This is a genomic window from Vibrio sp. YQ_11 (genome assembly GCF_043103065.1).
Lineage (GTDB): Bacteria > Pseudomonadota > Gammaproteobacteria > Enterobacterales > Vibrionaceae > Vibrio > Vibrio parahaemolyticus.
In genome coordinates, this window is the sequence record NZ_JBICJM010000005.1 from 101369 (window position 1) to 118510 (window position 17142).

Sequence of the window (17142 nt, forward strand, 5' to 3'; positions counted from 1 at the left end):
TGTTTTACAAGCACATTTAAGTTAGGCACATATCTTGCGATAAGACATATTTTCAAGGCATAGAGTTACGCCAATTACCAATGAGAGAGGGAGTAAGCTCGTGAGTTCAATAGATCCAGCAACCTTTGCAGCCCAATTGGCGCAGATAGAAGTTCAACCTTTTAAACAACGCTACCAACTGCAAACCAATACATACCAAGCTCAGCTATCTGCTTTGGGCAAAGTTGAGAGTGCTATGCGTGAATTCCGCACTGCACTCAACGAAATGAACAGCAGCACAAGCAGCATCATTAAAAACTCAGCCTCCATCTCTCAAGAAGGCTACTTCACTGCCAATGCAGATGCCAAGGCCCTATCGGGTAGCTACCAGATCTTTGTCGAGAAAGTAGCAACATCACACCAAGTTTCTACAGGTATGCCAGCGAATCTAGAAGCGACTACTGAAGTCCCAACAACGGGAAATCTTGAGTTCACCGTCAACGGTAAAACAATGACGATTGATCTATCAACGGTCGATACCGACGGTGATGGTGTAGCGACGGTGAGTGACTTAACGAAAGCGATCAATAACAACACAGACAACCCTGGTGTAAACGCAACCTTAGTCCGCTCAAACGGTCAAACTCACTTCATGCTTTCAAGCACTGAAACCGGCGTTGCCAATCAAATCAACGTGTCAGCGACGGGCACAGGTCAAACATGGTTTGAAGATGCATTCACAAACCTCAATCAAATCAGTGCACCACAAGATGCAGTGATCTGGCTAGGAGCACAAGGTACTGGTCTAAAACTTACCAACTCGAGCAATACGTTTGAGGGGGTTATTGATGGAGTAGACATTACCGTGACCAAGGCTCAAAGCTCAGGGGAATCTGCGATTGGTCTAGGTATCGGCGCTGATGACGAAGCGACAAAAGAGCAACTAAACAAGTTCGTCGAATCATACAACAAACTCGTTTCAACCATTGATCAACACACTCAACTTGGTGGTGAGGATAAAAAACGCGGCGTGTTAGCTAGTGATCCAACCATGCGATCAATTGAAAGCCAACTATCAAACCTTGTTCGAGGCGAGCATGGCGGTATGCGCTTAAGCGAAATCGGCGTGACATTGGATCGCCATGGCAAACTGAAAGTGGACCAAGAAAAATTTGCAGAGGCACAAAAAAACAACAGCGCTGGCTTAGAAGCGATGTTCAATGGTGATGGTGCACTACTTGATTCAATGGACGCCATGGTCGAACCATTCCTCAAATTTTCTTCTGGTGCGTTCAAATCTCGTAAAGAAGCGCTGCAAGCAAACATCGATCGCCTCTCAGATAAACAAACCACTTTAGAACGTAAGTACGACATGTCGTACAAGCGTTACCTAAAACAATTCACTCAAATGAATACATTAATGACTCAAATGAACCAAACCATGTCAATGTTTGGCTAAGGCTTTAGGAGAATATCTCATGCTTATGGACTCTGGTTACGACTCATATCAACAAGTCGACCTTGACGCTCAAGCAGCAGCAGCAAACCCTCATCAACTTGTCATCATGCTTATTGATGGCTTACTCGATGAAGTTGAACGTATTCGTGGCCACCTTTTGGCCAATCGCTTGGCAGAGAAAGGCGCTGGCATCAATAAATGTATGAACATTTTAATTGGATTAACCAGTGCCCTTGATGACGAAAATGGTGGCGAAATTGCAGAGAACTTGCGCCAACTGTACGACTTCTGTCAAGTCGAACTGTACTACGCAAGCGTACAAAATGACGCTGACCGTTTAATGAACGTCGAACGTGTAATGGGTAATATTCGTGAAGGTTGGATGAATTTTGGACAACAAGCATAAAGTGTCGCCAGAGCGATTCCGTCACTTATCTCAGCTAATCCAATTCGCCACTAAGACGGCGGATTGGCACGCGCTAAAACGCCATGATTTGCAGCTTCGAGAGCTGCTTATCAGTCATAAGCCGTTTTTGAAAGATCCCAAATTAGCACCTGAGATTCAGCGTGCTAAGTCCGTGCACGCGGATGCTTTTGCTGCATTAGAGAAAGCCACTGGTGAGCTCAAAAAAGAGATGAACATGGCGAACGATCAGCAAGAGCGTGCCATGGCATATCAACTAGCGATGACAATGGAGATGACACAATGATGATTTCTTCTTCACTGCCATCGTCAAATGCCGCTCCGGCTTCAGAAGGCCGAATCACGCAAGCAAAAGACGTTCAAGGCTTTTCGCAGCGCAATGCTTCAGGGCAAACACCTCTGAATCAATCCGCAGCATTATCAGAGCAAGCAGTACCAAGCTTTCGCCTTGCTGCACAAACTTTCTCAAGCGAAGAGCGCAAAGAGGCGACAACTGCAACAACGGAAGAAAATGCTGCTGTTGACACCACAGGAATGAATGTTCTTCTGAGTGCAACAACACCAACTGAAACACCAGACCTTGCAGCGCAAGCGCAAACCTTGACGCAAGGCATGCTAAACATGGCTGAGAAATCGGTTGCGTCATTCAACAAAGTCAATCCGTTGGAAGTAAAAGGTGAAGCAAAAACAACAAGCCCAGCGCAAGCTAATGCCTTGTTAAACACATCACCGCAACAACAAGATATTCAAACTAGCCAAACAGCTTCTGCGAATGCACGCGTGAATACCTCTACCGCAGACTTTCAAGCATTGTTGAACCAACCAGCGCAAGGGCAAGCAACGACTGCACCACTGAACGTTCAAACTTCTGCTCCGTCCGCTCAAGCAGTGAGCGCTGCGACAGTAGCTCATGCTCATACGCAAGGCTCAGAGTGGGCAGCAGTGAAAGTGGACACAAGTGCAGGCAAATGGGGCGAGCAGATGATGCAGGTGCTGCATGACCGAGTCACCTTGCAAGCACAGCAAAGTGTTCAGGAAGCGAAAATCCGTCTCGATCCGCCCGATCTAGGCAAACTGGATTTACTCGTTCGTGTTGAGGGCGATCGATTGAGCGTACAGATCAACGCAAACACGGCGGCAACACGTGAAGCCTTGATGCAAGTATCGGAACGCTTACGCACTGAACTACAAGAACAAAACTTCGTCCATGTTGATGTCAATGTAGGTGCCGACCAAGGTCAAGAGCGCCATCAACAACAGATGAATGACGAAGACACCACAATTTTCGCTGCACGTGAGTCCAGCGCATTTCAATCCAATACAACAACAAACTATTCAGAACACTGGCTGAACACTCAAGCCTAAGTTAGTCATCGAGGAAAAAGGTTATGACCAAACAACAAATGATCGCCATGTTTATCGCCATGATCATCACCAGCGCCCTCGTTTCGGCCGCCACCATCATGGGTGGTATTTGGTATCTCAATAAACAGGCACAAGATTCAGGTGAAACCAGCTCACTGCTTGAGAACTCTCCTTTGTCTTTTCTTGTGACTGAACAACCAACTAGCAAAGGCCCAAGCTTTCACCCTCTAGACAAAGTTGTACTGAGCATTAAAGGCAAGAAACAGACGCACTTTGTCATGCTAGAGCTGGCTATTGAGACGCGTCGACCAGAACGTATTAAAGACATCGATAACTACATGCCAATGGTTCAAAACTCGCTTTTGAAGCTGTTTAGCGACAAAACTTTCGATGAACTGCAACAGACAGGCGCGATCGATATTCTGCAAAACGAAGTGAAGCAAACGCTGTTGGTAGCCTTTGCGAAGACTGACATCGTGCGTGATATCGATGATGTACTGCTGACGAAATACGTTGTGCAATAACGGAGCACAACCATGTTAGACATGAACCCTCAAGAAACGTACACCGCACCAGAGGAAGTGAACACACCATCACTCCCGATTGATGAAAACGCACTTTTGCAACGTCATCAAGTGATGGTGAAACGCGTAGTTAACCAGCTTCGCGTTCATGCCACTTCCCATTGCAGTATCGAAGATATGCAGCAAATTGGTCTTATCGCGCTGGTTGAAGCAGGACGTCGTTATGGAGACATTGACGATACTCACTTCCCGGCGTTTGCGGTTTGCCGTGTACGCGGCGCGATCTTAGATGAACTGCGCCGTTTAGACTGGCGCTCACGTAAAACACGTCAGCAAGCCCATGAGCTTAATGACGTCACACGTGACCTCACCCGCTCGTTAGGTCGCATGCCAACGGACTCAGAAATCATCAAAGCTCTCGGCACCGACGAGCAAGATTATTACAACCGTCAAAACGCGGCGCTTGCAGGTGAAATGCAAAGTCTCGATCAACTGATGGAAAACAGCACCGACAGCCACTTTGGTGGGCAATACGACGGCATGGAGCACGAGCACATTCGTCGTAGCTTAGACAGCGCACTAGGCCGACTGTCAAAGCGAGATCAATTGCTACTGACGCTGTTTTATCAACACGAACTCAATTTACACGAAATAGCCCTCGTCTTGGATCTGACGCCACCTCGAATTTGTCAGCTTCATAAACAAGCGCTGAAACAACTCAACCAATTAATGTCCTCTTAGGAGTCACAAGATGCAAAAGTTTTTAGGAGTCCTCACTATCCTTGTGTGTGTCTTCGGCGGATACATGTGGGCTGGCGGTAAGCTAGGTGCAATTTGGCAACCAGCAGAATTTCTGATCATCATCGGCGCGGCAGCGGGTTCTCTCATTATTGGTAACCCACCACACGTGCTGAAAGAGATGCGCCAACAAGTGCCAGCAACCATCAAAGGTCCAACTGAAGAGTACGAGTACTACATGGAGCTGATGGCGCTATTAAACAACCTGCTAGAAACAGCGCGTAGCCGTGGTTTCAAGTTTTTGGATTCTCACATCGAAGCACCAGAACAAAGCTCTATCTTCCTGATGTTCCCGCAAGTTTCTGAGGATCATCGTCTGATTTCGTTCATTACTGATAATTTACGTTTAATGGCGATGGGACAAATGTCGCCTCATGAATTAGAGGGACTGTTAGAACAAGAAATCGAAGCTATCCAGAACGAGCTGCTGCTGCCTTCTCGCTCATTACAGCGTACCGCAGAAGCACTACCTGGTTTCGGTATTCTTGCCGCAGTTGGTGGCATCATCATCACTATGCAAGCCATAGATGGTTCTATTGCGCTCATTGGCTATCACGTAGCCGCTGCCCTTGTAGGTACATTCATTGGTATTTTTGGTTGTTACTGTGGTCTAGATCCACTAAGTAACGCCATGGCTCAGCGAGTGAAACGTAATATGACCGCTTTTGAATGCGTACGCGCAACGCTCGTTGCTTACGTCGCTAAAAAGCCAACATTGCTCGCCATCGACGCTGGCCGTAAACACATTCAGCTAGACATCAAACCAACATTCAACCAAATGGAGAAGTGGTTAGCTGAACAGGAGGGATAATGCAAAAACAAGAGCATGTAGTGTTCAAACGTGCCAAAGCTCACGGCCATGACGAACCTCATGGCGGCGCGTGGAAAGTCGCGTTTGCTGACTTCATGATCGCCCTAATGGCGCTGTTTCTTGTGCTTTGGGTCATGCAAGTGGTGGATAAAGAAGAGCGTAAAGCGATTGTTGCCCACTTGCATAGCTCAAGCGTGTTCGACAAGAGTTACGGCAACCCATTTGATACCTCACAAAGTATCTCTCCTATCGACTTGGCACAGGACTCTTCTGTGCCAAGTAAACACAACTCCAATCACGTTGTGAGCTCTTATTTTCAAGGTGACGGTGATGGTCCAGAAATTAACTCTCTAGTTCCTGGCACCTTCGACACCCAAGAGCAACTTGCTGCACTGGCAAAAGTTATCGAAGAGATGACCGCGCAGATCAACGCGCAAGGAAACGTCAACGTTACTGTGACACCGCAAGGCTTGCGTATCGTGTTGCAAGACGACTACAAACAGCACATGTTCAGTCGTGGTGGAGCCGAGCTTACGCCATTTTTTGAAGATTTACTGTTGGCACTTGCCCCTCTTTTCGAGCGAGTAACCAACCCATTGATCATCAGTGGTCATACCGATGCGATTCCGTTTAAGAAACGTTTTGGCCGTCAGTCGAACTGGGCGCTATCGGCATCGCGTGCTGATGTGGCGAGAAAAACGCTGGTTGAAGGTGGAATGCCCGATGATCGCGTCATGCAAGTTACTGGCATGTCAGATCGAGCGTTGCTGAACCCAGATGAGCCAGATTCAAGCGAAAACCGTCGAATCGAACTGTTTGTTCTGACAACACCAGCAGCAAAAGTTCTTGAGACCCTATTTGGCAATCAAGATGACAGCGAGCTGAAAAAAGCGAAACAAAAAGCGGAATTTAACCAACCCGTTATTCGACAAGAAGTGATCCGTTACTCGGCGGACGCAGAAAAACAAGAAGCGAAAATCCAAGCACTATAACGCTTGTCAACGCCATAAACCACAAAGGTCACCTCGCCCTGCTGGTGACCTTTTTAATCCCTAATCCAATTGCCGTGACTTTTAGTAGAGTTCAATATGCACGAGCCAATGCCCGACACAAAAAGACGTGATGTGTTGAAGAAAGCCTTTTTATGGCTAATCATCTTCGACTATTTATTATTGGCGTTTTTTCTTACTCAACTCTCTAGCCTCAACCTAAACAGTGGCACCATGATCAGCCTGCTGCTCGTGGTTTACAATGTTCTGCTTGTGTCGTTGTGTTTTCAACGAACCAACAAGCAAGACTCATACATCATCTACCCAGTGTTATCAGCAACGTTACTCGCTTTTGTCTGCTTCCTTTACTTTTTTTTTCTGGTTTAAGAGCCCCATAACCTAATCAAGCACGCGTTCACTTATCATACGATTGAACGCAACGAGGTCAAATGAGCCTTTAATTTCAAACCGAACTCGTCCCACTTCACTTAAGAAAAACTCAATTTCGCAATCGAGATCAAACGTGCCGGAAGTCTCAATAGAGAATGCATTGATCTTGCTGTAAGGCAGCGACGTGTAATCCACTTTTGAACCCGTAATCCCTTGCACATTCGCCGCAATCACTCGTTTGTTGGTAAACACCACTTGATCACGAACGGTTTTAAAAGCGGTGAAAATGGTCTCACCATCAATCAAAAATTTGTGGAAATCATCTCTGACTTTGGAAACGTCCATAGGCTTAAGCTTGAACACAGAGGAGTTGTCGAAATCGATCATGAGTCGTCCTTTAAATAGGCTGAAAAACGAATTTCTCAACGTATCAGACCACACCGGTTTTGCCTATCCATCTCAACCGTTTTTGCTTGATTCATCTACTGCAAAACCCAAATTACTTCCAACCCTGCCGCCATAACTCTGGGTCTTTCAGATCTTGCCAGTTCATCTCTTGCTCACGTTTATTCATAACGGCTTCAATGACACATTTCACAACATTGCCGTCTTCATCCAATTCCATTTCAGTTACCACAAAGTGCTTCTCTTTATTTTTAGGTGACGTCGCCGTCCATTTGCTGTGCAATAGTTTCTTTGGGTGAATTCTATTCATCGCGGTATACCAATTTAGCTATCATCTTTATGTATACGACTGAATACCAAGAGAGAATCAGATTTTATTTTTAAGCATCCACGAAAGGGAAAAGCCGCAAAAGAGGTCATCCCCCAATGCGGCCTTACTTGCAACCCACCTAGGTCTTTTGACCGTTCAAACGAGGGTTTAAGTACTGACTCTGTAGCAACTGCAACACCTTACCAACCAGCACAATCACCACCGCGCCGATCAGTACTGGCGTGAACAGAAAGCTCCACCCCTGCCCAGATGCCATGATCAAGATAGGATTTGCGCCCGCCGGTGGATGCGTTGTCTTCGTAATCAGCATAGCTGACACACCTAACCCAGTCGCAATCGCGAGCGTGATTGGCGTGATCTCAGCGTATTGGCTAAACGCAATACCGATAGATGCCGTAATGAAGTGACCAATGATCACGTTTTTTGGTTGAGCAAGAGGGCTGCTAGGCACCCCAAACACCAACACCGCCGTAGCACCAAATGGCGCCATGAGAAGTACAACCTCAGTAAGAGATACCTCGGCGTAAGACAACACACCAATAGCCAATGTCGCACCAAGCCCCGCGACCAACGATAAAATTAAATTATTCATAAACACCTCAAAGTAGACCGAATTGTCTACAAATTAAAATAGACAAATCTGTCTACCTTTGTCAATATGTGTTTGTAGAACTTTTTGAGGACGTAGTTATGAACAAAAAGAAACAGTTATTGATCGACACCGCGTTGTCGCTGTTTTACAAACAGGGCATCAACTCCATTGGTATCAATGAAGTCCTTAAAGTTTCTGGCGTGGCTAAACGCACGCTGTACAGCCATTTTGAGAGCAAAGAAGCGCTCATCCTCGCCGCACTAGAACAACGCCACCAAATCTTCATGGCGTGGCTAGAGGTGAAACTGTCATCAGCACAATCGAGCACAGACGTGATCGACCAGTTGTTTACCGCGCTTAACGGCTGGTTTCATGGTTCTGAGGAAAAATTGGGCGAGTTTCGCGGCTGTTTCTTCATCAACACGTCCGCCGAATTCAGTGACGACAGCGGCGAGATTGCAACGTATTGCCGCCACCATAAACAACAGGTTCGAGAGCTAATTCAACGCTTTCTCAAATCAGACAACACATCATTACTCGATGCCATCTGCATCATGAAAGAAGGTGCCATCACCACCGCTTACATGACAAAAGAGTACGACGACGTCACAAAGAAATGCGTGGAAATTTTGCACAAGCTGTAATGCGTTCAGGCGTAGTAATTAGCTAATTAAGTATTCAAACAAAAAGGCACCTATCGGTGCCTTCTGCATTAACTGGGGTTGAGATCATCACAACTCGTGTTCGGTACGGGCGATGATGTCATCCTGCGCGTCTGGTGATAGCGCGGTAAAGAAGGCTGAATAGCCCGCAACTCGCACGACAAGGTCACGATATTGCTCAGGGTTCTTCTTCGCTGCCAGCAAGGTTTCACGAGAGACGATGTTGTACTGCACGTGCCAACCTTTATGGTAATTAAAGAAGGTGCGAATCAGCATTGAAAGCTTGAGCTTATCCCCTTCTGAAGCGACAGCCGCTGGGCTTAACTTCTGGTTAAGCAGCACGCCACCTAGGATTTTATTGGCTTGAATTTTACCGACTGAGTTATACACCGCCGTTGGTCCCAAACGGTCAGAGCCCGATGCTGGACTTGCGCCTTCCGCCAGTGGCGTTTTCGCTTTTCGACCATCTGGTGTTGCCATCGTGGATGCGCCAAATGGCACGTTAGCAGAGATGCTCGATGTTCCCGCGTAGTAGCCACCACCAATTGGTCCGCGCCCATGACGTGTGTTGACAAATTGCGCCAACTCATCGATATAAACTTGGTAAGCATCAGCCAGCAATTGGTCGACATAATCGTCGTCATTGCCGTATTTTGGCGCGAAGTTGATTAAGCGTTGGCGAAGTTGTTCGTTCTCAATACCATCGAAGTCTTCTTCTAATGCTTTTGCCAATTCCGTTTGGCTGATTTGTGCTTCTTCAAACACCAAATGTTTGATCGCCGCCAAACTGTTACCCAAATTGGCGATACCCACTTGCAGGCCAGATACCCAATCGTATTTCGCTCCGCCTTCTTTTACTGTTTTACCACGCGCCAAACAGTCATCCACCAGCGATGAGCAGAAAATATCTTGCGCTTGCTGTTCAAGCACACTGTCGACTACGGTATCGATCTCAATCGATTTACGTGTGTAGTAGCGAATTTGCTCCGCCCAAGAGGCTGTGACTTGATCAAAACTCTCGAAGTTGCCTTTTGCTAGCGACTTATCATGCGGCAAGAAGGCTTTGCCCGTCGTTGCATCCACACCTTCGTTAAGCGCCGCCAGTAAAATACGCGCAAAATTAATAAAGCTCATGCCCGTGCAACGGTAACCCCATTTGCCTGGAACAGCGGTTTCAATACAGCCAATAGACGCATAGTTGTAAGCATCTTCTTTCTCGACACCTAGCTTGATGAACTCTGGAATGACGATTTCATCGTTGTTGAATGCAGGCATACCGAATCCGCATTTGATCACTTCAATACAGCCCATCAAGAACTCTTGATTCAGACCTTCATGATAGCGAACACTCAAGTTCGGTTGCGTGGAACGTAGCTGACCACAGGACTCTAAAATCGCCCAAGATAGCGGGTTTACGGCATCTTCAGGTTCTCCATTCTCATTCAGCTTTTGGCCACCGATACAGACATTTTGGTACAGAGGAGAACCTGCCGATGCTTTTGAGTGCGCACCAGAGCGAATCTTGTTTACTTCAAGCAATTTCAACCAACAGCTTTGCAATAGCTCAAGGGCGAACGCTTTGTTCATCGCGCCACTTTCAAGATCACGCACGTAGTAGTCGTTTAGGAACTGGTCCATCCGACCGAATGAAACAGAGTGGCCATTCGATTCAATTTGCAACATCAACTGCACAAAATAGCTCAGTTGCAGAGCTTGCCAGAAGTTGGTTGGCGCATGGAAAGCCACATGACGACAGTTTTCTGCGATTGTCTTCAGTTCCGCTTTCCTCTCTGGTCGCGTTTCGTTTTGTGCCATTTCCAGAGCGAGATCAGCGTAACTCACCATGTGCTCCTGAATCGCAAGCAAGACAATTTCGACGGACTTATAAAACTGCTCTTTCTTCAATCCTTCATACGTCGACACGTCGTTATTAGCGCGATGCTGACGAACCTCACCCAGCAAACCGTTCATACCGATCTTCAGGATTTTTTCGTTATCCACTGCAAGGTGCGCGTCGCCCGAAGTCATGTTGCCCTCGGCTTTAATGATGGTGCTGGCTAGGATCTCTTGTTGCTCGTCGGTAAAAAGTCCATAGCAGCGATCTTGAACCGTTTTACCGCGCCAGTATGGCGTAATGGCGTGAATGCTTTGTTTGTCTTCTTCACTTACCGCAAAACCAGCCCCAGGTCGGTCGGCCAGTTCGTCTATTTCCGCTTCAATCCAACGCACCGTGTATTCAGGGAAGATCGGCGCAGCGCGTACTTTGCTCGCTTGGTTGCCTACAATCAGCTCGTCGTGCTTAATCCAAATGGTACGAGTGCGTAAGTGCTCTTGTAGCGCCAGCGCTCGTTGCACAATCACAGGTTTGTCTTCATTTGTCTGATACGCCCGAGTGTAAGCCTCTGCGCGCTCGGTACAGATAGGCGGCGTTACGATGTTGACCAGTGCAGATTTGTGGGCTTTGATTCGCTCTGGAAGGGTATGTAGGTCCATGGTTAACCTCTAACAATCACGTTAAGTTGAGTATGTTCGCTTGCGTATTGCATTGCGTTTTCTAGCAGTTCTGGATTATTTAATGGTTTGTCAGAACACTCGTAAGGCATATCGAGCAAACGGTATTTATTGATGCCGAGGGTGTGATACGGCAGCAAGTGAAGTTCTTGACAGCTTTCTAATGAAGCTGCGAAATCAATGATCGCTTTGAGCTCATCAATGGTGTCATTGAAGCCCGGCACAACCGGAATACGAATCACAATGCGTTTGGCAATTGGTGCCAATTTTCTAAAATTGGCTTTGATGCGTTTTAACGATCCCTTCGCCCAGCAGAGAAACTTTTCTTCGTCGGTGTGTTTAAGATCCGCTAACCAGCAATCAATATATGGCGCGACTTTTTCTACGTTTTTCCACGGAACATGCATGCACGACTCCACCGCCGTAGACACATGGTTTTGATGCAAACGTTCGGCAAGTTCTGCCACAAGATTTGGCTGCATCAGCGGCTCGCCACCAGAAAACGTCACGCCACCTTGGCTTTGATCGTAAAAAGGCTTGTCTTTCATCAACACTTCAAACAAGTCGTCCGATTTCGCCGCTTCTCCACATATGCTGAGCGCTTGTGTTGGACATACGTTTCGCAGCGCTATGATCTGCGCCTCGCTCATGGCTTTTCGATTGATGATGATTTGATCGTCAATGCGTCGGATACCATCGCTTGCCATGTCGCCGTTTACGGTTTGTTTATAAGCCGACACACAAAGCTGGCAGTCCGCCATACAACTGCGCTCATCAAACAGCAGAGAGTGCTTTGCACTGCGGCTTTCTGGGTTTTGGCACCAAGGACAGGATAGACTGCATCCCTTCAGAAACAGAATGGTGCGAATACCATCACCATCGTGGGTCGAGAACCTCTGAATATTGAAATACATTGCTGTCCGCCTCTTGGTTTGCTCTTCTACTTTTCACGCTTTTCTTTTTCTGAAAGCTTCATTTGATAATGAAATATTGCCACTTAATTTTCGTTTTATGAAATTATTATAGTTTCAATTGAAATTTCAATTGATCAAAATCAAGATCTCAGCGGATTGTCAGATCTATAGTGATCCCATCATCAAAACGAAGATTTTGTATAAGGTAGAACCCATGATCGAACTCTATTTAGATACTGCTGACGTGGCAGAAGTAAAACGCTTTAACCAATGCCTACCTCTGAAAGGGGTAACCACAAATCCAAGTATTTTGGCGAAGTCAAAACAAGGCTTGAACCAAACCTTAGCTGGCATGCAAGAAGCGCTAGGGGGCACACCCCGTTTCCATGCTCAAGTGGTGAGCATAACGGTAGAAGGCATGGTGGAAGAAGCGCGCCAAATCCATGAATTACCTTATGATATGGTCGTCAAAGTGCCAGCAACCGAAACAGGCTTATCGGCAATTAAGTTAATGAAAAAAGAGGGAATTCAAGTACTCGCCACTGCTATTTACTCTGCTCAGCAAGGTTTCCTTGCGGCATTGTGCGGCGCTGACTATCTTGCGCCTTATGTGAACCGTATTGATGCGATGAACGGAAACGGTGTAGAAGTGGTCGCAGACCTGCAATTGCTACTGGATCAAAACCAACTGCCTGCAAAAATTTTGGCAGCGAGTTTTAAGAATACCCAACAAGCGATGGAAGTGATGAAGTTAGGTATTGAAGCGATCACCTTACCTGTCGATGTGGCCGCGCAGATGTTTTCTCATCCATCAGTTCAGCCGGCTGTCGATCAATTTGATAAAGACTGGAAATCCGCATTTGGCAACAAACTTTCATTTGAAAGTTAAGCATAAAATTATCGAAAGTCCCGTTCCTCCTCGATCGAGGGGCTTTTGATATGGGAATCTCTGAGAAAAAGTAACATTCGCGCAGGCAACTGTTTATAGATACGGCTTACGAAGAGATTCCCACCTCACTAATCTCGCCTCTACCTTCACGCAAACTACTCTATTCGTAACATCACTACTGACGAAAAACGCTCGTTCCACAAGCAAAAAATTTTGCTTCAAACCGACAAACTCACAAGCACAACGCATCAATAAGTCGGTAATTATTAATTTTATCTATTGGAAATGAACACTGTTCATTTATAATCAGCGAATCTAACGCAGTAACAAGGAATCCACTTCATGAAACGCATTGCGCTTCTCTTTGCCATGTTTGCATTACTTTCTGGTTGTAGCAGCATGTCGCCAGAACAATGCCAAACCGCAGATTGGTATCGCGTCGGCTACCAAGATGGCCGCTCAGGTAACAACCCAAACATTTTGTACGAATACATTAAAGACTGTCGCGAAGCAGGCGTAACGCCAAATCACGTTGAGTGGCAAGACGGTTTTGATAAAGGCACCATTCTTTACTGTTCGCCAGACAATGGTTACACGGTGGGTGTAGAAGGAAAAACCTACTATGGCGTTTGCTCTAACGATCTTTTCCTTAAAAACTATCAGTTAGGTCATCAAGAATATCAGCGTCAACAACGCATTAACGCATTAGATGCGGAGATATCACGCCTTGATCATCAATTGGATGCAAATTTAGATAAAGACAACGCAAAGCGTATTAGAGAGAGAAGAAAACAACTGGCGCGTGAGCGTGCATCACTCATCTCGCCAGGAGCTAATTACTACTTTAACTTTTAGTTGCGACGGGCTACAACACTAGGGTCATAAAGCGGCTATTTGGATCAGGTTGATAGTCGCCAAACGGCTCGCAGTACGCGAAGCCATGTTTTTCATATAGGCGATGCGCGGGTTCAAAAAATGCCATCGACCCAGTTTCCAAACTGAGACGTTGTAGCCCCCTGATGTTTCGCTTGCTCAATCACGTGATTGAGTAAGCGGGATGCCACGCCCTGTTTTCTCACCGACGGCGTCGTACGCATCGATTTCAACTCTGCGTGACCATCTTCTAGTTGGCTCATTGCCACACACCCCAATAGCAGCTCACCGTCCAAAACGTGATTGAAGGCAGCTTCAACTTGCTTACATCTAACGCATGAACGCTCTTTGGTGGCGATGTAGCGTACATGTCCTGCAAATGCTCTTCCAACAACGCAAGCACCTGCGGCCGTTCTAAATCGTCAATTTCAATTCTCATATTTCCATCCTTGGTGTTTTCCTAGTTAAAGCGGTTGTCTCATAATGTGCTGCGGTCCAACGGGGCCGCCGTGGTAAAGCTCATTGGTATCTTCAAACCCTGATTTTAAATAGCACTGATAAGCGGGTATGTTGCGGCAATTCACGGTGAGATAAAGCGCATCAAACTCGGGATAATGACGTTTGGCGAAATCGGCAAACTGTTGAATGGCTTGCTTGGCGATGCCTTTGCCTTGATGACGGTGATCCACCAGCAAAGCACGCACGCCTAAACTGTTTTTCGGGCAAAAATCGTATTTCTCGCTGTAAGCTGCATCAAATAGAAAAAAGCCAACCACGTCATCGTCTGCCAAAATCAGATGCGGAAGCTCTGTGGGTTCAAGACGTGTAAGCATTTCACCCACATCCGCGACCGTAAACTGCGATTGCTCTTCTAGCACGCTAAGTTCGCAAGTTTGTTCATGTTGCTCAGGCGAATACTTTTCAATGGTAATCATAATCTTCCTTGTTGTTTTTATGCTCAATTCATACAGGGTATGTCGTAAATAGAAATACCTAGTGTCGTATTTCCCACTCGCAGGCAAACGTTTAGCACTCTATTATCCTCGCCATTCGATAGAGAGGTTTCCATGTCCCGTTTTTTACTTTGTAGTTTTGCACTCGTTTTACTCTACCCTACTGCCATTGATTTGTATCTTGTTGGTTTGCCTCAAATTGCGTCAGATCTCAACGCCAGTGAATCACAGTTGCATATTGCGTTTTCGATCTATTTAGCTGGCATGGCTACCACGATGTTATTCGCGGGGAAAATTGCAGACTCTGTGGGACGAAAGCCTGTTGCCGTCGTCGGCGCGATGATCTTCGTGCTCGCATCTTTTCTCGGCGGAATGGCTGAACAACCAAACACTTTTTTGATTGCTCGCTTTTGCCAAGGCATCGGGGCTGGATCTTGCTATGTCGTCGCGTTCGCGATTTTACGCGACACGTTAGACGATGAACGCCGCGCGAAAGTATTGTCGATGCTCAATGGCATCACCTGTATCATTCCAGTGATCGCCCCCGTGATTGGTCACTTGATTATGCTGAAATTTCCTTGGCCGAGTTTGTTTACCACGATGGCAGGAATGGGCATTCTCGTCAGTGTATTGGCCATTTTTGTTCTCAAGGAATCGCTACCCAGCCAACAAGGTGAAGAACAGACAACGCCAGAGAGCCATCAAGAGACTTTCTTCGAGCGATTTTTTATCAGTAGGCTGATCATTACTGCACTTGGAGTGACCACCATTCTGACCTTTGTTAACGCTTCACCAATTGTCGTGATGAGCATGCTTGGTTTTGATCGCGGTGGCTATTCTTCCATCATGGCTGGGACTGCGACGATCAGTATGTTGATTTCGTTCTCGGCGCCATTGGCATTGGGGATTTTTAAGCAGCGAACCTTAATGATGACCTCTCAAGTATTGCTCGCTTGTGCAGCCATCGTGCTCAGTGCTGCCCATTTCCATGATGGACAATCTCATTACTATGTGTTCGGACTTGGGCTGATTTGCGCTGGCTTCGCTTGTGGCTTTGGCGTGGCCATGAGCCAAGCGCTCAGCCCATTCTCTCAACAAGCAGGCGTGGCAAGCTCGTTACTGGGCATTGCTCAAGTTTGTAGTTCAGCGTTCTATATTTGGTTTATGGGTTTCATCGGCGTGAGTGCACTGAATATGTTGGTGTTTATCTTAGTGTTAGGTAGCGTAATCAGCCTTGCTCTAATACTATTGATTCCAAAGCCTGTTCACGATACCCATTATGAAGAAATCCCTAGCGCGACTTGATTTAAACTTACTGTTCACTCTGCAATTATTGCTGCAAGAGCAAAGCGTTTCGAAAGCTTCGAAAAAGCTGAACGTTACGCCCTCTACCGTAAGTAAGTCGCTCAACAAACTTCGTCATTGGTTCGATGATCCTTTGTTTGTCAAAACACCTAAAGGTCTTGCGCCAACGCCTTTGGCGCAAAGCATGGAGCAAGATCTTGCAGAATGGCTGCAAATTGGCAGCCAGATTGCAGAAAAACGCAGCGATATTACGCCGAAAGGAGTGCGTTTTGATATCACGATTGAGTCGCCATTAGTACTCACGGTGCTGGACAGACTCATCGTAGCTATCCACCAGCGATACCCTGAAGCGAAAGTAAAAACCAGTAACTGGGATTACGATTCACTCGACGCCATCATTCGAGGCGAGGCGGATATCGGTTTTACCGGCCGAGAAAGTCACCCGAGATCGAAAGAGTCGTTGGATCTTCTGCCGTATTTCTTGGATTTTGAGATTCTTTTTTATGACCTGCCGATGGTGTATTTACATAAAGATCATCCGGCATTACAGCAAGAGTGGAATCTCGAGACCTTTCTGAGCTACCAACACATCAATATTGTTTGGGAAAAAAGTGAAACTTGGGCGTTGGATGAAGTGTTAACGGAACTAGGGCTACAGCGCTCTATCGGGCTGACGATGTCCAACTTTGAGCAATCCCTTTTTATGGCTGCGCAGCCGACACATGGCATGATCACCACCGCGCCGCACTATTGCAAAAGCTACACAGAAAAGCTGCATCTCGATTTGGTGTGCTTGCCAATTCCGTTAGACCAAACTCAACAAGACAAGTTACTGATTCCATTTACCATGATTTGGCATAAACGCAATGCGTACAATCCCAAATTGCTATGGTTGAAAAACACCATCAAGTCATTGTACGAACAACCATCCCTACCACAGTAACACTCAGGCTAAGGTCAGGTTTTCT

Annotated in this window: 20 protein-coding genes and 1 pseudogene; 14 read left to right on the forward strand and 7 right to left on the reverse strand. The window is 46.5% G+C overall.

All coding sequences use genetic code 11. The annotated features are described in order from the left end of the window. The first annotated feature begins 100 nt into the window (after positions 1 to 100). The 9 genes from fliD (at position 101) to ACF8EG_RS01025 (ending at position 6736) form a co-directional block, all read left to right on the forward strand. Positions 101 to 1438, forward strand: a complete 1338-nt coding sequence (gene fliD / locus ACF8EG_RS00985) for a flagellar filament capping protein FliD (RefSeq protein WP_025631071.1) — start codon at positions 101 to 103, stop codon at positions 1436 to 1438. Positions 1439 to 1457: 19 nt separating this feature from the next. Beyond that, the gene (gene fliS / locus ACF8EG_RS00990; protein WP_017447226.1) at positions 1458 to 1844 is read left to right on the forward strand and encodes a flagellar export chaperone FliS; all 387 of its coding nucleotides are present in this window, start codon (positions 1458 to 1460) and stop codon (positions 1842 to 1844) included. Next, the gene (locus ACF8EG_RS00995) at positions 1828 to 2148 is read left to right on the forward strand and encodes a hypothetical protein (protein WP_005478392.1); all 321 of its coding nucleotides are present in this window, start codon (positions 1828 to 1830) and stop codon (positions 2146 to 2148) included. Before fliS ends, ACF8EG_RS00995 begins: the two co-directional genes overlap by 17 nt. Continuing rightward, positions 2145 to 3227, forward strand: a complete 1083-nt coding sequence (locus ACF8EG_RS01000; RefSeq protein ID WP_069505466.1) for a flagellar hook-length control protein FliK — start codon at positions 2145 to 2147, stop codon at positions 3225 to 3227. The genes ACF8EG_RS00995 and ACF8EG_RS01000 overlap by 4 nt, the downstream gene beginning before the upstream one ends. Before the next feature lie 23 nt (positions 3228 to 3250). Next, entirely contained in the window at positions 3251 to 3751 is a 501-nt protein-coding gene (gene fliL, locus ACF8EG_RS01005) for a flagellar basal body-associated protein FliL (protein WP_005462773.1), read from the forward strand. A gap of 12 nt (positions 3752 to 3763) precedes the next feature. Continuing rightward, positions 3764 to 4492 carry a lateral flagellar system RNA polymerase sigma factor LafS gene (gene lafS, locus ACF8EG_RS01010; RefSeq protein WP_025532638.1) on the forward strand — a complete coding sequence of 243 codons (729 nt, stop codon included), beginning with the start codon at positions 3764 to 3766 and terminating at the stop codon, positions 4490 to 4492. Positions 4493 to 4502: 10 nt separating this feature from the next. Then, positions 4503 to 5360, forward strand: a complete 858-nt coding sequence (motA, locus tag ACF8EG_RS01015) for a flagellar motor stator protein MotA (RefSeq protein ID WP_024701027.1) — start codon at positions 4503 to 4505, stop codon at positions 5358 to 5360. Further along, positions 5360 to 6352 (forward strand): flagellar motor protein MotB, encoded by a 993-nt coding sequence (locus tag ACF8EG_RS01020; RefSeq protein ID WP_069505468.1) that lies wholly within the window; start codon positions 5360 to 5362, stop codon positions 6350 to 6352. Before motA ends, ACF8EG_RS01020 begins: the two co-directional genes overlap by 1 nt. Before the next feature lie 96 nt (positions 6353 to 6448). Continuing rightward, positions 6449 to 6736 (forward strand): hypothetical protein, encoded by a 288-nt coding sequence (locus ACF8EG_RS01025; RefSeq protein WP_005462765.1) that lies wholly within the window; start codon positions 6449 to 6451, stop codon positions 6734 to 6736. Between the two features lie 12 nt (positions 6737 to 6748). Here the strand turns inward: ACF8EG_RS01025 and ACF8EG_RS01030 are convergent, their stop codons facing one another. From ACF8EG_RS01030 to ACF8EG_RS01040, 3 genes are all read right to left on the reverse strand, one after another. Beyond that, positions 6749 to 7126: a PH domain-containing protein gene (locus ACF8EG_RS01030; RefSeq protein WP_069505470.1), complete on the reverse strand. Its 378-nt coding sequence runs from the start codon at positions 7124 to 7126 to the stop codon at positions 6749 to 6751. Between the two features lie 112 nt (positions 7127 to 7238). Next, a complete protein-coding gene (locus ACF8EG_RS01035) occupies positions 7239 to 7454 on the reverse strand; it encodes a TIGR02450 family Trp-rich protein (protein WP_020841479.1) in 216 nt (71 codons plus the stop codon). A gap of 139 nt (positions 7455 to 7593) precedes the next feature. After that, complete coding sequence (locus tag ACF8EG_RS01040) at positions 7594 to 8067, reverse strand: HPP family protein (RefSeq protein ID WP_053343954.1); 474 nt, start codon at positions 8065 to 8067, stop codon at positions 7594 to 7596. 98 nt (positions 8068 to 8165) lie between these two features. Here ACF8EG_RS01040 and ACF8EG_RS01045 point away from each other — a divergent pair, with 98 nt between their 5' ends. Continuing rightward, positions 8166 to 8711, forward strand: coding sequence for a TetR/AcrR family transcriptional regulator (locus ACF8EG_RS01045; protein WP_069505472.1), 546 nt, complete (start codon positions 8166 to 8168; stop codon positions 8709 to 8711). Positions 8712 to 8798: 87 nt separating this feature from the next. On the opposite strand, the gene ACF8EG_RS01050 is transcribed toward ACF8EG_RS01045, so the two are convergent. Together ACF8EG_RS01050 and ACF8EG_RS01055 are read right to left on the reverse strand one after the other, a co-directional pair. Continuing rightward, the gene (locus tag ACF8EG_RS01050; protein WP_069505474.1) at positions 8799 to 11222 is read right to left on the reverse strand and encodes a formate C-acetyltransferase/glycerol dehydratase family glycyl radical enzyme; all 2424 of its coding nucleotides are present in this window, start codon (positions 11220 to 11222) and stop codon (positions 8799 to 8801) included. Between the two features lie 2 nt (positions 11223 to 11224). After that, a complete protein-coding gene (locus ACF8EG_RS01055) occupies positions 11225 to 12154 on the reverse strand; it encodes a glycyl-radical enzyme activating protein (protein ID WP_005499890.1) in 930 nt (309 codons plus the stop codon). Positions 12155 to 12368: 214 nt separating this feature from the next. Here ACF8EG_RS01055 and ACF8EG_RS01060 point away from each other — a divergent pair, with 214 nt between their 5' ends. Both ACF8EG_RS01060 and ACF8EG_RS01065 read left to right on the forward strand, forming a co-directional pair. Beyond that, a complete protein-coding gene (locus tag ACF8EG_RS01060; RefSeq protein ID WP_069505476.1) occupies positions 12369 to 13043 on the forward strand; it encodes a fructose-6-phosphate aldolase in 675 nt (224 codons plus the stop codon). 342 nt (positions 13044 to 13385) lie between these two features. Then, a complete protein-coding gene (locus tag ACF8EG_RS01065; protein ID WP_005484189.1) occupies positions 13386 to 13898 on the forward strand; it encodes a DUF2799 domain-containing protein in 513 nt (170 codons plus the stop codon). A gap of 10 nt (positions 13899 to 13908) precedes the next feature. Here the strand turns inward: ACF8EG_RS01065 and ACF8EG_RS01070 are convergent. Together ACF8EG_RS01070 and ACF8EG_RS01075 are read right to left on the reverse strand one after the other, a co-directional pair. Further along, positions 13909 to 14355: pseudogene (locus ACF8EG_RS01070) on the reverse strand (GNAT family N-acetyltransferase). Between the two features lie 25 nt (positions 14356 to 14380). Beyond that, complete coding sequence (locus ACF8EG_RS01075; RefSeq protein WP_069505478.1) at positions 14381 to 14851, reverse strand: GNAT family N-acetyltransferase; 471 nt, start codon at positions 14849 to 14851, stop codon at positions 14381 to 14383. Positions 14852 to 14983: 132 nt separating this feature from the next. Between ACF8EG_RS01075 and ACF8EG_RS01080 the strand changes: the two genes are divergently transcribed. Both ACF8EG_RS01080 and yidZ read left to right on the forward strand, forming a co-directional pair. Further along, positions 14984 to 16174 carry an MFS transporter gene (locus ACF8EG_RS01080; RefSeq protein WP_020841487.1) on the forward strand — a complete coding sequence of 397 codons (1191 nt, stop codon included), beginning with the start codon at positions 14984 to 14986 and terminating at the stop codon, positions 16172 to 16174. Next, positions 16149 to 17117 carry an HTH-type transcriptional regulator YidZ gene (gene yidZ / locus ACF8EG_RS01085; RefSeq protein ID WP_005484231.1) on the forward strand — a complete coding sequence of 323 codons (969 nt, stop codon included), beginning with the start codon at positions 16149 to 16151 and terminating at the stop codon, positions 17115 to 17117. Before ACF8EG_RS01080 ends, yidZ begins: the two co-directional genes overlap by 26 nt. Positions 17118 to 17142 lie beyond the last annotated feature (25 nt).